This is a genomic window from Pseudomonas sp. FG86 (assembly GCF_057808775.1).
Genome location: NZ_JBMDIS010000015.1, coordinates 85,613 through 108,444 on the forward strand (window position 1 = coordinate 85,613; position 22,832 = coordinate 108,444).

The following is a 22,832-nucleotide window of genomic DNA, read 5'->3' on the forward strand; positions in this document are numbered from 1 at the left end:
CTTGCACCCAAGGCCCGCCGCGTGCGGGCCTTGTCGTTTCCGGGGGTTACCAGTGGAGGGTGATCTGGCTGCGGAAACTGCGCGCCTCACCGCTGACCGGGTCGATAAAACGCACCCCCTGGGCCAGCAGTTTCAAGGGGTTGGCGTAGTCGTCCACGGCATCCTTGATCACCTCTGGGTAGAACGGGTCGTTGCAGATACTCGCCCCCAGCGCTGTCATGTGCACGCGCAGCTGATGCTTCTTACCGGTCACAGGGAACAGGCCGTAACGCCATAAGTCGCCGTGTTTTTCACGCACTTCAACCGCCGTTTCGGTGTTGCTGGCACCCTCGCCTTCCTGCATGCGGAAGAACGGTTCGCCATCGACCAGGCGGCTTTTATGCACGAGGGGGAAGGCCAGGTTCGGCAAGGCCGGGGCGATGGCTTCGTAGAATTTATCGATCCGGCGCGTGGGGAACAGTTGCTGGTAGGCCGAACGGCTGTGGGGATTGGCCGAGAACAGCACCAGCCCCGCCGTATGCCGGTCGATGCGATGCAGGGGCACCAACGACGGGTTATCCAGACGGCGAATCAGGCGACGCAACAGGGTTTGCTCGACATATTCACCGGCCGGGGTCACGGGCAGGAAATGCGGCTTGTCGGCCACCACCAAGTGCTCGTCGGCATACAGGATGGTTTCCTGCACCGGGATCACTTTTTCGTTGGGCACTTCACGGAAGTAATAGATGCACAGGCCTTCCTTGTAGGCCAGGTCCAGCGGAATCGGGCAGCCGTTGATATCCAGCACCCGACCACGCGCAATGCGGTCCAGCCAATGTTCACGACTGATCGCCGGGAAATGCCCGCACAGGCACTCCAGTACCGTCGCCCAAGAGCCGGGAGGCAAATACAAAGTGCTGGCTTGGTGCTGGGACGCGGAAAAACCGGAAGTGGACATGCCGATGCTCGAAACCTGGAAAAACAGGCCGGCATTATCCCGCATGGAGCGGGATCAAGCCTAGGGCGGATCTCAGGCCTTGGCCAATTCCGCGCGCAGGATCGGCGAGGCACTGGCCGCCTCGGTGAACTCCTTGAGCCAGCGCAGCACGTCCACCGCCTCCCAGCGGCCGGGGTCGTACAACGCGTAGAGCAAGCCCTGGTAACCCACCACATCCAGCTGCTTGTGGTAACCGGCGCGCTGGAACAACGCCTCGATCTCCGCAAAGCAGGTATTGAAATGCACTTTGTTAAACGGCGTCTTGCCTTCCGTGACCAGGCCGTCGAGGCGCAGCTCGTTCACCGCGTCGCGCACGACATCGGCGGACATGCGATTGACGCTGCTTTTCAGTTGTTCAACATTCACCACGGGCGTTCCCTCTACTCAATCGCTGTACAAACATACAGTAACGTAATATTCGGAAACTCGCCATCGCATAAACGTCAGCGCAGGAAGGCGACAACCTGCTCAGTGTCGAAAGGCCAATCCAGTTCAGCTCCGGTATCTACCCGTCGAAGCACCGGAATCCTTAGGCCGTAGGCGTCGGTCAGGTCTTCGGGATCGGTGATATCAACCAACTCGACCAGCAACCCGCGTTCGACGAGCGGAATGATTTCGGCCTCGGCAATTTCACAAAGATGGCAACCCAGGGTGCCGAACAGCTGGCATTCAGGAAGCATGACGAATGGACCTGATCAGTAAGTAGACGAGCATTCTAAGCCTGACGAAAACCTGTGGCGAGGCGGCCCGTTGTGGCAGGCTTACTGCGTTGAGCAAACTGCCTGTGGCGAGCGGGCTTGCCCCGCGTTGGGCTGCGCAGCAGCCCCAAAACCAAACACCGTATTTCTGCCTGAGGGAACGTGGGGGTTCTATTGGGGCCGCTTCGCGCCCCAACGCGGGGCAAGCCCGCTCGCCACAACAAGCCCGTTCGCCACAAACATCACAATAGGCCCGCTTGCCACGGCAGCTCATCAACCACAATAAGCCCGCCGACCACAATAAAACCCTGACCCAGATCACCATGGCCTATAACTGACTCAGCCACTCTCACGACCTTTTGTCCGCTCGCCCCGCAACGGAGATGCTTGTGTTCGCCAACCTGCTGATCATTCTGGCCTCATCCCTGGTGGTGATTGCGCTGTTTCGCCGGCTGCAATTGCCCCCGGTGCTGGGCTACCTGTGCGTGGGCCTGGCCGTGGGACCGACCGCCCTCGACTGGGTGAATGACAGTGAAGCATTGCCCGACCTGGCCGAACTCGGCGTGGTGTTCCTGCTGTTTTCCCTGGGCCTGGAGTTTTCCCTGACCAAGATGCTCGCCCTGCGCCACGTGGTGTTTGGCTTGGGCAGCTTGCAGGTAGTGGGCTGCGGGATGCTGCTGGGAGGCCTGTTGATGGGGTTTGGGCTCGCGCCCGGCGTCGCACTGTTGCTCGGCGCCGGGCTGGCCTTGTCCTCCACGGCCATCGTCAGCAAGGAGCTGACCAGCCTCGGAGAAATCTTCAGCAGCCATGGCCAGAATGCGATTGGCGTGTTGCTGTTCCAGGATGTGGTCGCGGTGCTGCTGTTGACGCTGGTGCCGGTGTTTACCGGCAGCAGTGAACAGGCCTGGTACTGGGCGCTGCCACTGACCCTGGGCAAGACCGGGGTGCTGTTCATTGGCCTGTTGCTCGCCAGCCGTTGGTTGTTGCCACGCCTGTTCCATGAAGTCGCCGCCTCCCACTCGGCTGAGCTGTTCGTGCTGCTGGCCTTGGTGATCGTCCTGCTGACGGCCTGGCTCACCCATTTGCTTGGGCTCTCCCCTGCCCTCGGCGCCTTTCTGGCCGGCATGCTGCTGGGAGAAAGCCACTACCGGCACCAGATCGAAGCGGATATCCGGCCATTTCGCGACATCCTGCTGGGGCTGTTTTTCGTCAGCATCGGCATGCTGATCGACCTGCAACTGTTCCTTAGCCACAGCCTGCTGATCCTCGGCCTGACCCTCACGCTGATGCTGGTCAAAGGGTGTGTGGTGGCCGCACTGGTCAAGCTGCGTGGCAGCGACAGCGAAACCGCCTGGCGCAGTGGCCTGGCCCTGGCCCAGGGCGGCGAATTTTGTTTTGCATTGATGGCGCAGATGCAACAGGGCCGGCTGATACCCGATGAATTCAACGGCCTGCTGCTCGCCGCGACCTTCTGCTCGATGCTGCTGACCCCACTGCTGTTGCGCGCCGCACCGGCCATCGCCCTGCGTCTGCACCGTAAACCCAACCAGCAAGTACAACTGGAAGCCATCACCGCGCTCAACGCCCAATTGCACGGGCATGCGGTGATCTGTGGCTACGGGCGGGTCGGCCAATCCATCGGGCGTTTCCTGCGTCGGGAACAACAGGCTTACATCGCCCTAGATGATGACCCGGAACGGGTGCAGGAAGCCGCCACCGAAGACAGCAGCGTGCACTACGGCGACTGCCGCCGTGGCGCCTTGCTCAGCGCGGTCGGCCTGGAGCGGGCGCGGTTGGTGGTGATCGCGGTGGACAATACCGATGTGGCCCTGGCGGTGCTGAAGGAGGCGCGCCGGATCAACCCGCAGGTACCGATCCTGGTGCGCACCCGCGACGACAGCCAACTGGCCGAGCTGAAAGCCGCCGGCGCCAGCGAAGTGGTGCCGGAGCTATTGGAGTCGAGCCTGATGCTCGCCTCCCACGCCTTGATCCTGCTGGGCCTGCCGGACCATCAGGTGCAGGCGCGGGTGGATGAAGTGCGACATAACCGCTACCGCCTGCTGCACGGCTTTTATTCGCACCCGGGCACTGACGAAGAGGCGCCGATCAATCCTGACTGACTGCGCCGATCTTGTGGATCGACAGGTCCGCGCCGTAATACTCCTCTTCCTGGCTAAGGCGCAGCCCATGTACGTGCTTGATCACGCCATACACCAACAGGCCGCCGCCCAGCGCCACGACCACGCCGAGGGCCGTACCGATCAACTGGCTGAGCAGGCTCACGCCGCCCAAACCGCCCAGGGCCGCCTGGCCGAAGATGCCGCAGGCAATGCCGCCCCACACGCCGCACAGGCCATGCAGCGGCCACACGCCCAGTACGTCGTCGATTTTCCAACGATCCTGGGCGGCGATAAAGCACCACACAAACAGGCCACCGGCCACTACCCCCGTGACCAGAGCGCCCACCGGGTGCATCAGGTCGGAACCGGCGCAGATCGCCACCAGCCCGGCCAGCGGGCCGTTGTGCAGGAAGCCGGGGTCGTTGCGACCGATCACCAGGGCCGCCACGGTGCCACCGACCATGGCCATCAACGAATTGACCGCCACCAGGCCGCTGACCCCGTCCAGGGTCTGGGCGCTCATCACGTTAAAACCGAACCAGCCGACGATCAGAATCCACGAGCCCAGCGCCAGGAATGGAATACTCGACGGCGCAAACGCCACCAGGCGCCCTTCGCGATAACGTCCATTGCGCGGCCCCAGCAACAGCACCGCCGCCAGCGCCAGCCAGCCGCCCATGGCATGCACCACCACCGACCCGGCAAAATCATGGAAGCGGGCACCAAAGGTCGCGAGCAACCAGGCTTGCAGGCCGAAATTGCCGTTCCACACCATGCCTTCGAAAAACGGGTAGATGAAGGCTACGATCAACGCCGTCGCGCACAACTGCGGAGCGAACTTTGCACGCTCGGCAATGCCCCCGGAAATGATCGCCGGGATCGCGGCGGCAAAGGTCAGCAGGAAGAAGAACTTCACCAGGCCATAGCCATGATCGACACTGATCACCGCGGCCGGATGCATGAAACTCACGCCATAGGAGATCCAATAGCCTATAAAGAAATAGGCCAGGGTCGAGATGGCGAAGTCGCTGAGGATCTTCGACAGGGCGTTGACCTGGTTCTTCTGGCGCACGGTGCCGACTTCGAGGAAGGCGAAACCGGCATGCATGGCCAGGACCATGACCGCACCAATCAGGATGAACAGAGTGTTGGAGCTATGGACAAGAGTGTCCACCGCGCTTTGCAAATTTTCCATGGAGGTTGGCAGGCCTGCATTAAAGGCAAAAAGCACCAAAGCGGTTCAAGCCAGCGAATCGCGCACTAAATTGGCACCAGCGGCCCCACCCCTCTTGCGAGGGTGTGAACCGCTTTAGCGCAGCGATCAGCACAACGGGCCATCCCCGACAGGGTTTTTCCGCGAGTTTCAGTTATTTTGGGTAAGGTTTTTGTAGGCTTGAGCCCCGACCGCCCAGATTCAGCGCAGGCCCAGGGGCAGGCGCACCAAGGCAAAGCAAAAGCTGTACCACACAATTGCAATGAACCTTCACCGACACCGGTGACTCGAAACCACACGCATAGATCAGCCACTCACGGAGATAACCATGGCCAGCAAAACGACGAAGACGGCTCAAGAAATACTGATGGCGGATTTTCAAACCCTGGTCAGCGATACCGAAAAGTTGCTCGACGACACCGCCATCCTGGCCGGCGACCAGGCCGACGAGCTGCGCGCCAAGATCCACGACAGCCTGCTCAAGGCCCGCGAAACCCTGCAACTGACCGAAGATTCCCTGCGCGAGCGCAGCAAGGCCGCCGTTACGGCAACGGAAGATTACGTGCAGGCCAACCCCTGGCAGTCGGTGGGCATTGCCGCCGGCGTGGGCTTTCTGATCGGCCTGTTGGCTACAAGGCGCTAAATCATGTCTATCGGCGAATCCGGCTCGTCAACGGGCCCAAGTTCTACCTCACGGCGCCTGGGTGCGGCTGTGCTGGGCTTGCTGCACAGCCATGTCGAACTGTTTGGTATCGAATTGCAGGAACAGAAGGCGCGCACGGTCAGCCTGCTGCTGTTTGCCGGCCTGGCGCTGGTGTTTGCCCTGTTGTTGCTGGTGGGGTTGTCGACCCTGGTGATGATCCTGGTATGGGACACCGGCTACCGGCTGACCGGGATCGTCTGCCTCTGCGTGTTCTATACCCTGGCGGCAGCCTTTTGCGGCGTGCGCCTGAAAGCAGCGGTGTTCGATGAGTCCACGCCGTTCCACGCCACGCTCGAAGAGCTGGCCAATGATCGGGAGCGCCTGTTGCCATGAGCCTGAATGAAATCCCGCCCTCCACGACCCGTCGGGAAATGCGCAAGGCGTTGATCCGCCTGCGCATGGAAATGCACCGCCAGGAAATCCGCCACGAGTCCCAGCAACTGATGCTGCCCCTGACCAAGGTGCGCAACATGAGCCATAACTGGCAGGACAGCCTCGGCATCAAGCACGCGCCGCTGTGGGGCGTGGCGGCGGTGACGCTGATCGGCTTCTTTACCGGCAAGGGTGCCAAGGGCGGCAGCATCAGTAGCCTGACCCGCCTGGTGCGACTGGGCGCTGGCTTGATTCCACTGATCAAACTGGCCATGCAAGGCGCTTCACGCAAAGGTTGAGCCCTGCTGGCTGCATTCTTGCAAACAGAAACGACCCGGCCCTCCTGCGAGGGCCGGGTCTTTTTTCGCCAACGCTTTTAAGGAGGCCCCGTGATTGACGGGCAACCGCTCGCCTGCTTCCAGCCGTTTATCGACACCGCCACCGGACGCATTGCCGGCGTTGAGGCCCTCGGCCGCCTGCGCCAGGCTGATGGCCGCCTGCTCTCCGTCGGCCCGCTCTTTGCCGACCCGCGCACCCCAGGCGGAGCATTGCGTCGCCTGGACCGGCAGATTCGTGACAACGCCTTGAGCCGCCTGCATGAGGTGCCGCAGGACTGGTTCCTCAGCCTGAACATCTCGCCGCGCTGGATCAACCGCTTGCGCGTCGGCCAGGCCTTGCCCAGCCTGCAACAGCTCAAAGCCCATGACGTCGACCCGGCCCGTATCGTGTTCGAGATCACTGAACTGGGTGGTGATATCCAGCGCCTGGCCGATGTGGTGGCGCGCTATCGCGAGGCCGGCGCGCGCATTGCCATCGATGACTTCGGCGCCGGTTATTCCCAGCTCGACCGGGTACTGGCTTTGCAGCCGGACATTCTCAAGCTGGACATGCGCCTGTTCCAGGAAGCCGCCCGCGGAGGCCCCAGCAGCGAAGTGGTGCGCGCCCTGGCGCAAATGGCGGAAAAAACCGGCTGCTGGATCATCGCCGAGGGGGTAGAAACCGAGGCGCAGTTGAGCTTCGCCCTGGAGTGTGGCTCGCGTTATGTGCAAGGTTATCTGTTCGCCCAGGCCCAGTTGGACTGGTTTGCCACCGATGCCTTCGTGCCGCGTTTTGCCCAACTGCGTGCCGCGTACGTCCAGCAGAAACTGGCGGAGCGCGGGCGCGTCATGCAACTGCGCCGGCAATTGGCCGAGCTGATGAGCATCCTGCAGGCCTGGGCCCAGGGCCAGGCGCCACTGAGCCAGCTGCCGCAACTGCCGGACTATCCATGGTTGTTGCGCTTTTACCAATGCGACCGCCATGGCACCCAATTGACGCCCAACTTCGAATGGCGCCAGGACGCCTGGCAAGCCGACAGCCGCTATCTGGGCCACAACTGGTCGTGGCGCCCATACTTCTATCATCTGCTGGCTGAAGGCTGGGAGGAGCGGCGCCTGACGCTGTCCTCGACCTACCGCGATGCCACCACCAACCAGTATTGCCTGACCGCCGGACAATTCTTCGATAATGGCCAGCGCTTGCTGTTGATCGATATCGACGCGGCCGGCCTGTAGATTTTTGCTTGCCCCGCCAAGGCGGAACCGGGAAGCTGGGCGGGTCATTCACCGCACGGAGAGTACCCGCCTTGGATTGGCCCACCCTGCTGACCCGCGAACGTCTTGGTAAACCGCTGCACAGCCCGGAAGAACTGGGCCGCAGCCCGTTTCACAAAGACCACGACCGCATCATTTTCTCCGGCGCGTTTCGCCGCCTGGGCCGCAAGACCCAAGTGCACCCTGTGTCGAGCAACGACCATATCCACACGCGCCTGACCCATTCACTGGAAGTCAGCTGCGTCGGACGGTCACTGGGCATGCGCGTGGGCGAAACGCTACGCAGCGCCCTGCCCGACTGGTGCGACCCGAGCGACCTGGGCATGGTGGTGCAATCAGCCTGCCTGGCCCATGACATCGGTAACCCGCCGTTCGGGCATTCCGGCGAAGATGCGATTCGCCATTGGTTCCAGCAGGCGGCCGGGCGCGGCTGGCTGGACGACATGAGCACGGCCGAGCGCAATGACTTCCTCAATTTCGAAGGCAACGCCCAGGGCTTTCGGGTACTCACGCAGCTGGAATACCACCAGTTCGACGGCGGTACCCGGCTGACCTACGCCACGTTGGGCACCTACCTGAAATACCCCTGGACCGCACGCCACGCGGACTCGTTGGGCTACAAGAAGCACAAGTTCGGCTGCTATCAAAGCGAACTGCCGATCCTCGAACAGATCGCCCACAAGCTCGGCCTGCCGCAACTCGAAGAACAACGTTGGGCCCGCCACCCGTTGGTGTACCTCATGGAAGCGGCGGACGACATCTGCTACGCCCTGATCGACCTGGAAGACGGCCTGGAAATGGACTTGCTGCAATACGCCGAGGTCGAGTCGCTGCTCCTCGACCTGGTGGGCGACGACCTGCCGCAGACCTATCGGCAACTCGGCGCCCAGGATTCGCGCCGACGCAAACTGGCGATCCTGCGCGGCAAGGCCATCGAACACCTGACCAATGCGGCGGCGCGGGCCTTTGTCGAACAGCAGGACGCCTTGCTGGCCGGCATGCTGCCCGGTGACCTGGTCGAGCATATGCACGGCCCCGCCAAGCGTTGTGTGTTGGATGCCAAAGACATGGCGCGCAAGAAGATCTTCCAGGACAAGCGCAAGACCCTGCATGAAATCGGCGCCTACACCACGCTGGAAATTCTCCTCAACGCCTTCTGTGGTGCAGCCCTTGAGCAACATGGCGGGCGCACGCCGTCGTTCAAGAACCGACGCATCCTCGATCTGCTCGGCAATAGCGCACCGGATCCGGCCTGGTCGCTGCACGCCTCGTTCCTGCGAATGATTGACTTCATCGCCGGCATGACCGACAGCTACGCCACTGAGATGGCGCGGGAAATGACCGGGCGCTCAAGCCCTCAATAATGTTTTCGATCACGCGTCTGTTCCCTGAAAAGAATCTCCCTACGATGGGAACAGAGCGGCCTGATCGAATTCGTACAAACCGCCGATGAATAATCACGCACCCTCTTAGGGGGCATGGCGAGACGTTCCTACGCCCCGCCCAATCGCCGCTTGACTCACCGTGTGCCCTTCTTATGCCTAGATATCGCCTTCGCCTCCTGTTGGTGGAGGATCACCCTTTTCAGCTGCTGGCGACCCAGTGCCTGCTCAACAGCTTCGGTTTCGACCGGTTGACCCTGGCTGAAAACGCCGAACAGGCGATCCGGCTGATGACGCAGTGCGAACAGCCCTTCGACCTGATGCTGTGCGACCAATGTCTGCCCGACCTGCCAGGGCTGGAGTTGGTCGAAATCGCCAGTCGCGGAGGTTTTATCGTGGGAGCCATCTTGCTCAGCGGCTTGCCCGCACTCGAACTGGAAAACCTGAATACCCAAGCCCTGCAACGTAACTTGCCATTGCTGGGTTACTTGGCAAAGCCGTTAAACCGCGACGAACTGATCGACTTGATACCCGCCACTCTAAATGTAGGAATTTAAACATGTTCATATAAGAAAAACTTACAACAACCCGGCTACTAAAACATTGGCAGCGACAGGAGCCCCGTCGCTCCCCATGCTCAGACACAAACACCCACAAAGCCTCAGCAACTCGTAAGACGATACCTTTTTTAATGTAGGATTTTTCCTGTTTTGTACCTATTCCCCTTGAGCTTCATGCTCCTTCCTCAGCTTCTGAGCTAATGTGCCCGCTTTATTTGCACTTGCATGGAATGTGATTATGAACACAGTTTTCATCATCGATGACCACCCTGTTATCAGGCTGGCGATTCGAATGTTGTTGGAACATGAAGGTTATAAGGTCGTCGGCGAAACGGATAATGGTTGTGATGCGATACAAATGGTTCGCGAATGCCTTCCGGATTTGATCATTCTGGATATCAGTATTCCGAAACTTGATGGCCTCGAAGTACTCTGCCGCTTCAACGCCATGAACACCCCGATGAAAACCCTCATCCTGACGGCACAATGCCCAACCCTGTTTGCCACCCGCTGTATGCGCTCTGGCGCCGACGGCTATGTGTGCAAGGAGGGCGACCTGAGTGAATTGCTGAGTGCGATTCGCGCGGTATTATCGGGTTATAACTATTTCCCGAGCCAGGCATTGAACGCTTGCGGCTCGGAAGGTAATTCCGAAGAGCTGGAACTGTTCAAGGCCGTTAATGACCGGGAACTAATGGTTTTGCAACTTTTTGCACAAGGCCGCACCAATAAAGAAATCGCCAAAGGCATGTTTCTAAGTAACAAGACCGTCAGCACCTATAAAAAGAGGCTTATGCAAAAACTCAAAGCCAAGTCCTTGGTAGAACTTATCGAGTTGGCAAAACGAAACGCGCTAGTGTGAGAAAGCGGATGCCCAGGCGTATAAAGGACTATTTGATCATATTGAGCGCAGGCATGTGCTTGAGCACCGCCGTGCTCGCCGTTCAAACAGAACCGGAACACTTCACCTTGTTGAGTCGCGCAGTCGGCGTTCAACTGGACTCCCAACTGGACACTGCCCAGCGGCAGTGGCTACAGAACAAACGCGAACTGGTGTTAGGCACTGCGGCACCTGACTACCCGCCCTTCGACCTCACCTCCAGTGGTCGCGACTACGAAGGGCTGACTGCCGACTACGCCGGGTTGCTGGCCAAAGCGCTGGACTTGCCGATCAAGGTGATGCGCTACCCGTCACGGGAAAAGTCCATCCAGGCCCTCGAAGCAGGCGAGATTGACTTGTTGGGCTCCTCCAACGGCTTCGAGGCCGCGAATCCGAACCTGGTCCTGTCAGCCCCCTATGCCGTGGATCAACCGGTGCTGGTCACTCGGGAGGGTGAGACACGCAGCCTCAGCGAGGCCCTGGCTGGGCTGCGCCTGAGCCTGGTCTACCATTACCTGCCCCTGAGCGAAGTGGAGAAGCTGTACCCCGATGCAATCATCAGCACCTATCCCTCTTATCAAAATGCCCTGAATGCGGTGGCGTTCGACCAGGCAGACGTGTTTCTCGGCGATACCATCTCGACCCACTACATGATCAACAAGGGCTACCTGAAGAACATTCACATGGCCAACTTCGGCAAACATGAAGCCTATGGCTTCAGTTTTGCCCTGCGCCGGGACCAGCACGTGTTGCTGGGCATTGTGAACGCAGTGCTGGCGGCCGTGCCCACCAACGAACGCGAGAGCATCGCCAAGCGCTGGAGCGCCGGCAGCGATATTTTGCTGACCGACAAGAAACTGCAATTGACCCCACGCGAGGAGCGCTGGCTCAAAGAGCATCCCGTGGTGAAAGTGCTGGTGAACGAAACCTTCGCGCCCCTGACCTTTTTCGACGCGGACGGCAATTTTCGCGGCATTACCGCCGACCTCCTGGAGCTGATCCGCCTGCGCACCGGCCTGCGCTTCGAGATCCAGCGCGGGCGGGATGTGCACGCGATGATCGAACAGGTCAGCAACCACGACGCCGACATCATCGGGGCCATGACGCCCAGTGTCGAACGGGAAGCGCAACTGGATTTCAGCCGGCCCTACCTGGAAAACTCCTACGTGCTGCTGACACGCAAAGAGCCCGGCGCCCCCTCGAACCTGGAGCAGATGGCAGGCAAGCGCCTGGCGATCACCCAGGGCAACCCGCTGCATGCGGTCCTGCGCAGGGACTTTCCACTGATCCGCCTGGTGGAGACCAGTGACACCTTCAAAGCCTCGGAGCTGCTCGCCCAGGGCCAGGTGGAGGGTGCGGTGAATTCGTTGGTGATCGCCAACTATTTCCTGTCATCGCCGATGTTCCAGGACAAACTGCAAATCAGCACCAGCATCGGCACTCTTCCGGCCACCTTTTCCCTGGCGACCTCACGCCATGCCACCGAACTGAGTTCAATCCTCGACAAGGCCCTGCTGAGCATCGCCCCGGATGAACTGGGCGTGATCAACAGTCGCTGGCGGGGCTACACCGCCGCCTCCGACAGCTACTGGCGCAATTACCACCACTTGATCGCCCAGATCATCATCGGCACCGGCTTGTTGCTATTGATTTCCCTGACCTGGAACGCCTACATGCGTCGCCAGATCAAGCACCGCCAAATGGCTGAGCGCGCCCTTAACGATCAGTTCGAGTTCATGCGCGCGCTGGTCAACGAAACGCCCCACCCGATTTATGTACGCGACCGCAACGGCCTGCTGCAGACCTGCAACGACAGCTACCTGCAGGTGTTCGACGCCAAGCGCGAGGACGTGATCGGCAAAAGTGTGGTGCAGATCGGTACGGCGCTGGAAACGGAGGCCGCGCAATACCATGCGGACTATTTGCGCGTCGTGGCACAGGGCGACCCAATGATCCTGGATCGCCCGCTGCACATCCGTGGAAAAAAACTGACGATCTACCACTGGATCCTGCCCTACCGCGACTCAACCGGTGAGGTGCAAGGCATTATCGGTGGCTGGATCGACATCAGCGAACGGCGCCAACTGTTCGATGAACTACGCGCCGCCAAGGAGCAGGCCGACGAGGCCAACCGGGCCAAAAGCACGTTTCTGGCGACCATGAGCCACGAAATCCGCACGCCGATGAACGCGGTGATCGGCATGCTGGAGCTGACCCTCAAGCGCGCCGACCAGGGTCACCTCGATCGACCGGCCATCGAGGTCGCCTACAACTCGGCCAAGGACTTGCTGGAGCTGATCGGCGACATCCTCGACATCGCGCGCATCGAATCCGGCCGCTTGAGCCTGGCCCCCGAGCGGGTCAACCTGAAGGAAGTGATCGAATCGGTGGTCCGCGTGTTCGACGGCCTGGCGCGTCAGAAAACCTTGAGTCTGTTGCTGGAGTTCAAGCCTGAACTCGAAGACACCGATGTGCTGATCGACCCACTGCGCTTCAAGCAGGTGCTGTCCAACCTGGTGAGCAATGCAATCAAATTCACCGAACGTGGCCAGGTAAAGATCAAGGTGGACGTTCAAGCCACCGAAATGCCCCAGCAGGTCGAGCTCAAGCTGGTGGTCGAGGACACCGGCATCGGCATCAGCCGGGACGACCAGCTACGCCTGTTCGAGCCCTTCGCCCAGGCCGACAATTCCGGCCACTTGGCCAGGAGTGGCGCGGGTCTTGGGCTGGTCATCTGCCGTAGCCTGTGTTCAATGATGGGCGGGCAACTGAGCCTGAGCAGCGTGCCGATGGTGGGCACCCAAGTGCATGTCAGCCTGAAGATGAACCGCCTGCTGCCGGTCGAGGCCGCGGACGAATCCAAGCCCATAGCAGCGGCACCGGCACCGGTGCTCAATGTGCTGGTGGTGGACGATCACCCCGCAAACCGCCTGCTGATGTGCCAGCAACTCGGTTACCTCGGCCATCAGTTCACCGCCGCCCAGCACGGCGCGGCCGGGTTCCAGGCCTGGCGCCAGGAACACTTCGACCTGGTCATCGCCGACTGCAACATGCCGATCATGAACGGCTATGAGCTCTGCCGCTCGATCCGCGAATATGAGCAGCGAGAGCAACTGCCCGCTTGTGTCGTGCTGGGCTTTACCGCCAATGCCCAGCCCGAAGAGAAACTGCGCTGCGCCGAAGCGGGCATGAATGATTGCCTGTTCAAGCCCATCAGCCTCACGGCATTGGAGCGGCAACTGGCGCAGATCGAGCCACAACGGCCGGCCATGCAGCTGGACCTCACCAGCCTCGATGCCCTGACGGGAGGCGACCCACAGTTGAGTCGACGCCTACTTGAGGAGTTGTTGAGCAGCAGCGCCCATGACCGCCAGGAACTCGTCGCGATGTTGGTTCGACAGGCCTCGCCCCAGGACATCATCGAGCAAGCCCACAAGATCAAGGGCGCCGCCCGCATCGTGCAGGCCGTCGGGCTGGCCGGTCAGTGCGAAGCGCTGGAACAGGCATGCGCCCGAGGCGATGACCACCGCGTGATCGAAACCGGTATCAAGGCCCTGGAGAAATGCATGCTGGAAATGGAGAGAATGCTGCACATGCAGCTCAACAGCCTGAATTCATCGGGATAGGCAGACGCGAGCTTGACCGCTCGCGCCTGCCGCCACCTATCAGCAGTCGGTCAACCGCAGGAAAATCGCCGCCAACTGTTCGATACCGGCCTGGTCCTGCACGGTAAAGCGGGCCAGCGAAGGGCTATCGAGGTCGAGGACGCCAAGCAGTTGGCCGTTCTTGACCAGGGGCACCACCAGCTCACTGTTCGAGGCACTGTCACAGGCGATATGCCCGGGGAACGCGTGCACGTCTTCCACTCGCTGGGTTTGCCGCGTTGCCGCGGCCGCCCCACATACGCCACGACCGAAGGGGATACGCACGCAGGCGATCTGGCCCTGGAACGGGCCGAGCACCAATTCATCATTGCGGTTGAAGTAAAAGCCGGCCCAGTTCAGGTCGTCCAGCTGGTTGAACAAGAACGCAGAAAACTGCGCGCTATTGGCGATGAAATCCCGCTCATCGGCCAGCAGCGACTCCAGCTGCGCGCACAACAGGGCATAGCCATCCAGACCGGTACCGGCCTGTTGCAAATCGATCATGGTTGACGCTCCAGCAATTTAAGGCCCACCCAGTAACGGGCGAACTGATACGCGCACCGGCCGTTGCGATTGCCACGCCCGGTGGCCCAGCGTACGGCGAGGATGTCGAGGGCTTCATCGCGCTGCCACGGCAAGCCGGCCTTGTTCGCCAGCTCACCGATCCAGTGCTCGACCACGTTAAGGAAGTGTTCCTGGGAAAACGGGTAGAACGACAACCACAGGCCAAAACGGTCGGACAAGGCGATCTTGTCTTCCACCGCTTCACTGGGGTGCAGCTCGCCATCCACGCGCTTCCAATTGTCGTTGTCGCTCTGGTTTTCCGGCACCAGGTGACGACGGTTGGACGTGGCGTACAGCAACACGTTCTCCGGGGCCTGCTCCAGGGAGCCGTCGAGCACGCTCTTGAGTACGCGGTAGTCACCTTCGCCAGCCTCGAACGACAAATCATCGCAGAACAGGATGAAACGCTGCGGCAACTTGAGCAATTGCTCGACCACGCGCGGCAGGTCAGCCAGGTGATCACGTTCGATCTCGATCAGGCGCAAGCCGGCCTTGGCGTGCTGGGCGAGCAAGGCACGCACCATGGACGATTTACCGGTGCCGCGCGCCCCCCACAGCAACGCATGGTTGGCCGGCAAGCCGTCGAGAAACTGCTGGGTGTTGCGCGCCAGTTGTTCACGCTGCTTGTCGACGCCGATCAAGTCAGACAAGCGCATGTCCAGGCTCACGTCCAGGGGCAGCAAAAAGCCGCTGCGACCGTCACGCTGCCACCGGGCGGCGAGGCACTGGTTCCAGTCGATGGTTTGGCGCGGAGCGGGTAACAAGGGTTCCAGGCGAGCGAGCACAGCGTCGGCACGCTCAAGAAAGGCATTCAATCGAGAATCCACGACTATTCCTCTGGCAAGTTCTTGCAAAAGATGGCGTATTGGCAACCCTACGGCTGACTGCTGGGGGCTGCCCCCATAAAACCTAACGATTCGTGCCGGGCAAGCCAGAGCCTGTGGATGTTCAGCTATGCTTGCCGGGCGAAGGGACACGTGAAGTGGTTCAACACTCGATGGATATCAAGTTCGCCCACCGCTTGTCTTATAAACAAGCCAGATTGACGGTGCTGGTCGGTTTCGTCTTGGGAACCTTGCTCAGCCTTATCCAAATCGGCATTGATTATGCCAGCGAAGACGCATCCATCAACCGTGAAATTCGTTCCCTGATCGAAATCAGCCATAACCCCGCGTCTCGCATTGCCTACAACATTGACGCCGAACTGGCCCAGGAGTTGACCCTGGGTTTGTTGCATTCCCCCGCTATCATCCACGCACAGTTGATCGACAACAACGGCGTGGTGCTGGCCGACGTCGACCGACCGCGCAAGGAAAGCCCGTATCGGCCCTTCAGCGACTTCCTGTTCGGCGCCAACCGCCAGTTTGAAGACCGCCTTTTCCTCAGCCATATGCCCAACGAAGCCCTGGGCGTGTTGCGCCTGGACGTTGACACCTACGCTTTTGGCAGTCGCTTCCTGCGTCGCGCCGAAATCACCTTGCTCAACGGCTTCGCGCGCAGCCTGATACTGACGGGGATCTTGCTGGGCCTGTTCTACACCATGCTGACCCAACCTCTGGTGCGCATCATCCGTGAGCTGAGCACCCGTAAACAGGCCCGCCTGGACTGCCCGCCAGGGCATGAACACGATGAAATCGGTGTGCTGGTCAACGTCGCCAACCAGCAATTCGAAAACATGGAAACCGAGATACAGCAGCGTCGCCACGCCGAGGACCGTCTCACCGAGTACCTGGGGCAACTCGAGGACATCGTGTCCGCCCGCACCCTTGAGCTCAAGGCCAGCAACCAGCGCCTGAGCCAGTCCAACGAGGAACTACAGGCCGCAAAGCTGACCGCCCTGAACATGGCCCAGGCGCGGGCGGCGTTCCTGGCGAATATGAGCCACGAAATCCGCACACCGCTCAATGGCTTGCTGGGCATGATCGCACTGTCCCTGGACAGCCCGCTGACCGCCGAACAACGCCAACAACTGTCGATCGCCCACGACTCCGGCAAAGTACTGGTGGAATTGCTCAACGATATTCTCGACCTGTCCAAGTTCGACGCCGGCCAGTTGGAGCTGGAACGCATCCCCTTCGACCTGGGCTCGCTGGTGGAAGACACCGCCAACCTGCTGTCGCAGAACGCCGCGCCCAGTGTCGAACTGACGTGCCTGATCGACCCGCAGTTTCCGGCCCAGGTGCTCGGCGATCCGACGCGCGTGCGGCAGATCGTCAGTAACCTGCTGTCCAACGCCCTCAAGTTCACGCGCTTTGGCCGTGTGGATGTTCGCCTCAGCGCCCACGATGGCCGGGTCAAAATTGATGTATGCGATACCGGTATCGGCATTGCCCAGGACGCACAGGTCAAGATCTTCCAACCGTTCACCCAGGCCGGCGCGGGGATTACCCGGCAGTTTGGCGGCACCGGCCTGGGCCTGGCACTGACCCATAACCTGTGCGAGGCAATGAAGGGGCGGTTGAGCATCAGTTCGGAGGTCGGCTTTGGCAGCCAGTTCTGCGCCGACCTGCCCCTGCCAGCCCATTTGCCCGCCACCCGGCAACCGCCGCTCAAAGGTGAAGTGCTGGTCATTACCAACGCCGGCAGCGGCCTGACGGAACTGCTCACCACCCTGCTGCCCCACTGGGGGCTGACCGCCCATTGTCGTGCCCTGGATGATGATTTGAGCGGGCAAGCCCCGGACCTGCTGATCACCGACTGCCCGGAGTGCCTGTTTCGCCTGCGGCCGGCGATCACGGCGCCGATCCTGCTGGTGACCGCTTATGGCAATTTCATGCCCAGCGAAGAAGTCGCGGCGCTGGCGCCATTACAGCAACAGGCTCGCCCGTTGAGCCGTACCGCGCTGTACCAGATCCTGCAACGCAACCTGCGCAGTGATCCACAACTGATCCTTGAGTCCATCCCGCTCGACGCCGCGCCGCCTGCAAACCGCGCGCGGATCCTGCTGGTGGAGGACAACCCGGTCAATCAACTGGTGGCCAAGGGCATGCTGAGCAAGCTGGGTTGCGAAGTGATCGTCGCCGCCCATGGTGGCGAGGCGCTCAAGTGCCTCGAAGAGCGCCCCTTCGACATGGTGCTGATGGACTGCAACATGCCGGTGATGGACGGTTACGAAGCCAGCCGGCAGATTCGCCGCAGCGGACGCTGGCCAGACCTGCCCATTGTCGCTTTGACGGCCAACGCGCTGTCGGAGGAGCGCGAGCGTTGCCGTGCCGCAGGAATGAATGATTACCTGGCCAAGCCGTTCCGCCGGGAAGAACTCAACGCCCTGCTGGACCTGTGGGTGCCTAAGGCGACAACGCTCTGATCTGAGCCAGCAATTGGTCCAGGCCGTCGCGCAGGGCGTCGGCCTGGTTGAGGTCGACGCCGCTGTCGCACAGCAATCGGGTTTTCAATTGATAGGCCTGGCCGCGCAATTGCACCCCGGCTTCGCTCAGGCTCAGATGCACTTCACGCTCATCGCGCAGGCTGCGTTGGCGCTTCACGGCGCCAAGCTGCTCCAGGCGCTTGAGCAACGGCGTCAAGGTGCCCGAATCGAGCATCAGGCGCTCACCCAAGGCCTTGACCGTGGCCTGGGTCGCCGCTGCGTCATGCCATTCCCACAGCACCAGCATCACAACGTATTGCGGGTATGTCAGGCCCAACTGGTCCAGCATCGGCTTGTAGGCGCGTGTCACCGCCCGCGACGCCGCGTAGAGCTTGAAACACAGCTGGTCGTCCAGGGCCAGGGACACGGAAGGTACGCCAGTCATTTGAGCAGGGCTTCGATCTCTTGGGTCAAGTCCTGCGGCTTGGTCGTCGGGGCAAAGCGCTTGACGACCTGACCGTCGCGGCCGATCAGGAATTTGGTGAAGTTCCACTTGATGCCCTTGGAGCCCAGCAGGCCCGGCGCCTGTTTTTTCAACTGCACAAACAGGGGATGGGCCGCGCTGCCGTTGACATCGATCTTCTTGAACAGTGGAAAGCTGACGCCGAAGTTCAGCTCGCAGAACTCGGAAATCGCGCCTTCGTTGCCCGGTTCCTGCTTGCCGAACTGGTTGCAGGGGAACCCCAGCACCACCAGGCCCTTGTCCTTATAGGTCTGCCAAAGCTGCTCCAGCCCCTTGTACTGCGGGGTAAAACCGCACTTGCTGGCGGTATTGACCACCAGGATGGCCTTGCCGGCGTAATCGGCCAAGGTCTTTTGCTCACCCTTGATGGTGGTGCAAGGGATACTCAGCAGGTTGTCGCTCATGGCAGTGCCTCGAATCGGGAGAGAAGCGAAAACATAGCGCTCAATTCAATTGCGTGCAATTTAATTGATCGGACTGATACCTCGCCATAGATCGTCCCTGCCGACATCACAGGGACGCCTCACGCTCAACGTGGCACCAGGTCCAGGCACACCGAGTTGATGCAATAACGCAGGCCCGTCGGCGGCGGACCGTCGGGAAACACATGCCCAAGGTGCGCATCGCACTTGGCGCAGGTGACTTCGGTGCGGATCATGCCGTGGCTGACATCGCGGATCTCGATCATCGCGCTGTCGGCAATCGGCTCATAAAAGCTCGGCCAGCCGCACCCGGAGTCGAATTTGGCCTTGGAGTCGAACAGTGGCTCATTGCAGCATATGCAGTGGTACACGCCGTCCGTCTTGGTGTCGTTGTACTTACCGCTGAAAGGCCGCTCGGTGCCTTTGAGCCGGCACACGTTGTACTGCTCTGGATCGAGCATTGCCTTCCACTCTTCAACCGTTTTTTGCAACTTTTCCATCGATACACCTCGGCAACTTAAAAAGCCTGATCTGTGTCTTTTCCATGAACCAGGCGGCACGTATGATTGCGCCTCTTCAACACGCCAGTCTGGCACCCGCGTTAGCGGCATTCAAACGTATTTATGGGTGCACCAACGCAGGATTCCCGGCACGGTAGGCTCCGCACCGTCTGGATCGTTCATTTTCAGGATCACATCGCCATGCAGGTCAGCAAATCGAACAAGCTCGCCAACGTCTGCTACGACATTCGCGGCCCAGTGCTCAAGCACGCCAAGCGCCTGGAAGAGGAAGGCCATCGCATCCTCAAGCTGAACATTGGCAACCCGGCGCCCTTTGGTTTCGAAGCACCGGACGAAATTCTCCAGGATGTGATCCGCAACCTGCCCACCGCCCAAGGCTACAGCGACTCCAAGGGACTGTTCAGTGCGCGCAAGGCGGTCATGCAGTACTACCAGCAGAAGCAGGTCGAAGGTGTTGGCATTGAAGACATCTACCTGGGCAATGGCGTGTCCGAGCTGATCGTGATGTCGATGCAGGCCTTGCTCAACAACGGCGACGAAGTGCTGGTGCCAGCGCCCGACTACCCGCTGTGGACCGCTGCGGTGACCCTGGCCGGTGGCCATCCGGTGCATTACCTGTGCGACGAGGGCGCCGACTGGTTCCCGGACCTGGCCGACATCAAGGCCAAGATCACCCCGAATACCAAGGCCCTGGTGATCATCAACCCGAACAACCCCACTGGCGCGGTGTACTCCAGGGAAGTGTTGCAGGGCATGCTCGAACTCGCACGCCAGCACAACCTGGTAGTGTTCTCCGACGAGATCTACGACAAGATCCTCTACGACGACGCCGTGCATATCTGCACCGCGTCCCTGGCGCCGGACCTGCTGTGCCTGACCTTCAATGGCCTGTCCAAGTCCTATCGCGTGGCGGGCTTCCGCTCCGGCTGGATCGCCATCTCCGGTCCCAAGCACAATGCCCAGAGCTACATCGAAGGCATCGATATGCTGGCCAATATGCGCCTGTGCGCCAACGTACCAAGCCAGCACGCGATCCAGACGGCGCTGGGTGGCTACCAGAGCATCAACGACCTGGTATTGCCCCAGGGCCGCCTGCTTGAACAGCGCAACCGCACCTGGGAACTGCTCAACGATATCCCGGGAGTCAGTTGCGTGAAGCCAATGGGCGCGCTGTATGCCTTCCCGCGGATCGACCCGAAGGTCTGCCCGATTCTCAACGACGAGAAGTTCGTGCTCGACCTGCTGCTGTCGGAAAAGCTGCTGGTGGTGCAAGGCACAGCGTTCAACTGGCCGTGGCCGGATCACTTCCGCGTGGTGACCTTGCCACGTGTGGATGACCTGGAAATGGCCATTGGTCGTATCGGCAACTTCCTCAAGTCCTATCGCCAGTAAGGGCCATGGCGCTGTACGACCGGCATTCGGTCGTACAGCGATTATCTGGCAACACTTCTTTGCCTTCATTCTCCCCGGCAGGTCCGTTGCCCCCTGCAAAGCATCTACCCCCTGTAATTACAGGGCGGCAAGGGGATGGGAGACCGATAACATGCGAGATTTCTTGTCGGAAAATCCTTTCAAGGCTTTACATTCAGGCTGTAGGACACAGTTTGAAATAGTCGCTCGGTTGAATCACCCCAGGCCGCACCTTATATACCCCGCAGTACGCGACATATTAAGCATGAGGAGAACTCTACAACCATGATGCGCATCCTGCTGTTCTTGGCCACTAACCTGGCGGTCGTGCTGATTGCCAGCATCACCCTGAGCCTTTTCGGCTTCAACGGGTTCATGGCGGCCAACGGGGTTGATCTGAACCTCAATCAGCTGCTGATTTTCTGTGCGGTCTTTGGTTTTGCCGGCTCGCTGTTCTCGCTGTTCATTTCCAAGTGGATGGCGAAGATGAGCACCAGCACCCAGGTCATCACCCAGCCACGTACCCGCCACGAGCAATGGCTGCTGCAAACCGTTGAGCAGTTGTCCCGCGAGGCGGGCATCAAGATGCCCGAGGTCGGGATCTTCCCGGCCTATGAAGCCAACGCCTTTGCCACCGGCTGGAACAAGAACGACGCGCTCGTTGCAGTGAGCCAGGGCATGCTGGAACGCTTCTCGTACGATGAAGTGAAGGCGGTACTGGCCCACGAGATCGGCCACGTGGCCAACGGTGACATGGTCACCCTGGCGCTGGTCCAGGGCGTGGTGAACACCTTCGTGATGTTCTTCGCGCGGATCATCGGCAACTTTGTCGACAAGGTGATCTTCAAGAACGAAGAAGGCCGTGGCATTGCCTATTTCGTGGCGACCATCTTCGCCGAAGTGGTGCTGGGCTTCCTGGCCAGCGCGATCGTGATGTGGTTCTCGCGCAAACGCGAATTCCGCGCAGACGAAGCGGGGGCCCGCCTGGCCGGTACCGGGGCGATGATCGCAGCCCTGCAACACCTGCGCTCCGAACAGGGCCTGCCGGTGCATATGCCGGACAGCCTGACCGCATTCGGCATCAACGGCGGTATCAAGCAGGGCCTGGCACGCATGTTCATGAGCCACCCGCCGCTGGAAGAGCGGATCGACGCACTGCGTCGTCGCGGCTGATAACCCGCAGTCACGCAAAAAGGGGCGATCTGATCGCCCCTTTTTTTGTGCGTGCGATTTACCCCTTGGTCAAGCGGTAGACACGCTCTTCAAGGCGCGTGACGCCGTCCTGAACGAACTTCCAGCTATCGCCCAGGATGTCCTGCTCCTCGAGGATGTCCAAGGTCCAATGTGCGCCCAACAATACTTTCACCTCTTCATCGGTGACCGCAAAGGGCGGGCCGGCCTTTTGCGTCTGATCGTAATCGAGGGTGATCAGCAGCCCCTTGCAGCCCGAACCCAGCAGGCGATTGAGATGCTCGGTGTATTGCGCCCGCATCAGCGGCGGCAGTGCAATCAACGCCGCGCGATCATAGAGCGCGCAGCAATCGGCCACGGCCTCAGCATCGAGGGCGAAGAAGTCGCCGCACCACACCTCGATCACATCAGCCTGATACACGCTGAACACGCCGTGCTGGCTGATACGTGGCGTCAGCCCCTGCTCGCTGAAGAAGGCTTGCACCGCCTGCTCCGACAACTCCACTCCCAGCACAGGGTGCCCATGGCTGGCCAGCCACACCAGGTCCAGGCTTTTGCCACACAGCGGCACCAACACTTTTGCTCCATCCGCCAAGCCCAGTTGCGGCCAATGCCGTTGCAGATGTGGATTGACCTCCGGCAAGTGAAAGCCGATCTGATTGCGCGCCCAGCGCTCCCGCCAAAATGTAGGCTCCATAAATCACCCTGAAAATTCGATCAAAAGGCGCTAAAACTTATATTAGATTTAGATCAA

The 22,832-nt window shown here is 60.5% G+C and carries 22 protein-coding genes; 12 read left to right on the forward strand and 10 right to left on the reverse strand.

Annotated features, from left to right (window positions below; all coding sequences use genetic code 11):
• Window positions 1-46: 46 nt before the first annotated feature.
• The 3 genes from ACODSV_RS12820 to ACODSV_RS12830 all read right to left on the reverse strand — a co-directional run bounded on the left by ACODSV_RS12820 (window position 47) and on the right by ACODSV_RS12830 (window position 1,656).
• Entirely contained in the window at window positions 47-937 is an 891-nt protein-coding gene (locus ACODSV_RS12820) for a pseudouridine synthase (RefSeq protein ID WP_150055746.1), read from the reverse strand.
• 72 nt (window positions 938-1,009) lie between these two features.
• Window positions 1,010-1,345 carry a hypothetical protein gene (locus ACODSV_RS12825; RefSeq protein WP_010565034.1) on the reverse strand — a complete coding sequence of 112 codons (336 nt, stop codon included), beginning with the start codon at window positions 1,343-1,345 and terminating at the stop codon, window positions 1,010-1,012.
• Between the two features lie 74 nt (window positions 1,346-1,419).
• Complete coding sequence (locus ACODSV_RS12830) at window positions 1,420-1,656, reverse strand: glutaredoxin family protein (RefSeq protein WP_150055745.1); 237 nt, start codon at window positions 1,654-1,656, stop codon at window positions 1,420-1,422.
• A 401-nt stretch (window positions 1,657-2,057) separates the two neighbouring features.
• Here ACODSV_RS12830 and ACODSV_RS12835 point away from each other — a divergent pair, with 401 nt between their 5' ends.
• The gene (locus tag ACODSV_RS12835) at window positions 2,058-3,794 is read left to right on the forward strand and encodes a cation:proton antiporter (RefSeq protein WP_024074253.1); all 1,737 of its coding nucleotides are present in this window, start codon (window positions 2,058-2,060) and stop codon (window positions 3,792-3,794) included.
• Here ACODSV_RS12835 and ACODSV_RS12840 read toward each other — a convergent pair.
• Window positions 3,781-4,989 (reverse strand): ammonium transporter, encoded by a 1,209-nt coding sequence (locus ACODSV_RS12840; protein WP_041161126.1) that lies wholly within the window; start codon window positions 4,987-4,989, stop codon window positions 3,781-3,783. The two genes, ACODSV_RS12835 and ACODSV_RS12840, sit on opposite strands and share 14 nt — an antisense overlap.
• A gap of 346 nt (window positions 4,990-5,335) precedes the next feature.
• Here ACODSV_RS12840 and ACODSV_RS12845 point away from each other — a divergent pair, with 346 nt between their 5' ends.
• The 8 genes from ACODSV_RS12845 (at window position 5,336) to ACODSV_RS12880 (ending at window position 14,122) form a co-directional block, all read left to right on the forward strand.
• Window positions 5,336-5,650: an ElaB/YgaM/YqjD family protein gene (locus ACODSV_RS12845; protein WP_024074251.1), complete on the forward strand. Its 315-nt coding sequence runs from the start codon at window positions 5,336-5,338 to the stop codon at window positions 5,648-5,650.
• 3 nt (window positions 5,651-5,653) lie between these two features.
• Entirely contained in the window at window positions 5,654-6,043 is a 390-nt protein-coding gene (locus tag ACODSV_RS12850) for a phage holin family protein (RefSeq protein WP_024074250.1), read from the forward strand.
• The gene (locus ACODSV_RS12855) at window positions 6,040-6,381 is read left to right on the forward strand and encodes a hypothetical protein (protein ID WP_024074249.1); all 342 of its coding nucleotides are present in this window, start codon (window positions 6,040-6,042) and stop codon (window positions 6,379-6,381) included. The genes ACODSV_RS12850 and ACODSV_RS12855 overlap by 4 nt, the downstream gene beginning before the upstream one ends.
• Before the next feature lie 90 nt (window positions 6,382-6,471).
• The gene (locus ACODSV_RS12860; RefSeq protein WP_024074248.1) at window positions 6,472-7,635 is read left to right on the forward strand and encodes an EAL domain-containing protein; all 1,164 of its coding nucleotides are present in this window, start codon (window positions 6,472-6,474) and stop codon (window positions 7,633-7,635) included.
• Window positions 7,636-7,706: 71 nt separating this feature from the next.
• The gene (locus ACODSV_RS12865) at window positions 7,707-9,038 is read left to right on the forward strand and encodes a deoxyguanosinetriphosphate triphosphohydrolase (protein WP_024074247.1); all 1,332 of its coding nucleotides are present in this window, start codon (window positions 7,707-7,709) and stop codon (window positions 9,036-9,038) included.
• 173 nt (window positions 9,039-9,211) lie between these two features.
• The gene (locus ACODSV_RS12870; protein WP_024074246.1) at window positions 9,212-9,613 is read left to right on the forward strand and encodes a response regulator; all 402 of its coding nucleotides are present in this window, start codon (window positions 9,212-9,214) and stop codon (window positions 9,611-9,613) included.
• 241 nt (window positions 9,614-9,854) lie between these two features.
• A complete protein-coding gene (locus ACODSV_RS12875) occupies window positions 9,855-10,478 on the forward strand; it encodes a response regulator transcription factor (protein ID WP_024074245.1) in 624 nt (207 codons plus the stop codon).
• Between the two features lie 8 nt (window positions 10,479-10,486).
• Window positions 10,487-14,122 (forward strand): transporter substrate-binding domain-containing protein, encoded by a 3,636-nt coding sequence (locus ACODSV_RS12880; RefSeq protein ID WP_041160876.1) that lies wholly within the window; start codon window positions 10,487-10,489, stop codon window positions 14,120-14,122.
• Window positions 14,123-14,161: 39 nt separating this feature from the next.
• On the opposite strand, the gene ACODSV_RS12885 is transcribed toward ACODSV_RS12880, so the two are convergent.
• A complete protein-coding gene (locus tag ACODSV_RS12885) occupies window positions 14,162-14,644 on the reverse strand; it encodes a GAF domain-containing protein (protein WP_150054314.1) in 483 nt (160 codons plus the stop codon).
• Complete coding sequence (locus ACODSV_RS12890; RefSeq protein ID WP_150054313.1) at window positions 14,641-15,531, reverse strand: ATP-binding protein; 891 nt, start codon at window positions 15,529-15,531, stop codon at window positions 14,641-14,643. The genes ACODSV_RS12885 and ACODSV_RS12890 overlap by 4 nt, the downstream gene beginning before the upstream one ends.
• A 170-nt stretch (window positions 15,532-15,701) precedes the next feature.
• On the opposite strand from ACODSV_RS12890, the gene ACODSV_RS12895 reads away from it, so the two are divergent.
• Window positions 15,702-18,011, forward strand: a complete 2,310-nt coding sequence (locus tag ACODSV_RS12895; protein WP_150054312.1) for a hybrid sensor histidine kinase/response regulator — start codon at window positions 15,702-15,704, stop codon at window positions 18,009-18,011.
• Here the strand turns inward: ACODSV_RS12895 and ACODSV_RS12900 are convergent.
• The 3 genes from ACODSV_RS12900 to msrB form a co-directional block, all read right to left on the reverse strand.
• Window positions 17,992-18,456 carry a MarR family winged helix-turn-helix transcriptional regulator gene (locus tag ACODSV_RS12900; RefSeq protein ID WP_150054311.1) on the reverse strand — a complete coding sequence of 155 codons (465 nt, stop codon included), beginning with the start codon at window positions 18,454-18,456 and terminating at the stop codon, window positions 17,992-17,994. The two genes, ACODSV_RS12895 and ACODSV_RS12900, sit on opposite strands and share 20 nt — an antisense overlap.
• Entirely contained in the window at window positions 18,453-18,938 is a 486-nt protein-coding gene (locus ACODSV_RS12905) for a glutathione peroxidase (protein WP_024074239.1), read from the reverse strand. The genes ACODSV_RS12900 and ACODSV_RS12905 overlap by 4 nt, the downstream gene beginning before the upstream one ends.
• 125 nt (window positions 18,939-19,063) lie before the next feature.
• Complete coding sequence (msrB, locus tag ACODSV_RS12910) at window positions 19,064-19,456, reverse strand: peptide-methionine (R)-S-oxide reductase MsrB (RefSeq protein ID WP_024074238.1); 393 nt, start codon at window positions 19,454-19,456, stop codon at window positions 19,064-19,066.
• Between the two features lie 201 nt (window positions 19,457-19,657).
• On the opposite strand from msrB, the gene ACODSV_RS12915 reads away from it, so the two are divergent.
• Together ACODSV_RS12915 and htpX are read left to right on the forward strand one after the other, a co-directional pair.
• On the forward strand, window positions 19,658-20,869 hold the full coding sequence (locus ACODSV_RS12915; protein WP_024074237.1) for a pyridoxal phosphate-dependent aminotransferase: 1,212 nt from the start codon (window positions 19,658-19,660) through the stop codon (window positions 20,867-20,869).
• 303 nt (window positions 20,870-21,172) lie between these two features.
• A complete protein-coding gene (gene htpX / locus ACODSV_RS12920; protein WP_024074236.1) occupies window positions 21,173-22,060 on the forward strand; it encodes a protease HtpX in 888 nt (295 codons plus the stop codon).
• Window positions 22,061-22,118: 58 nt separating this feature from the next.
• On the opposite strand, the gene ACODSV_RS12925 is transcribed toward htpX, so the two are convergent.
• Window positions 22,119-22,775: a thiopurine S-methyltransferase gene (locus ACODSV_RS12925; RefSeq protein WP_150095337.1), complete on the reverse strand. Its 657-nt coding sequence runs from the start codon at window positions 22,773-22,775 to the stop codon at window positions 22,119-22,121.
• Window positions 22,776-22,832: the final 57 nt, after the last annotated feature.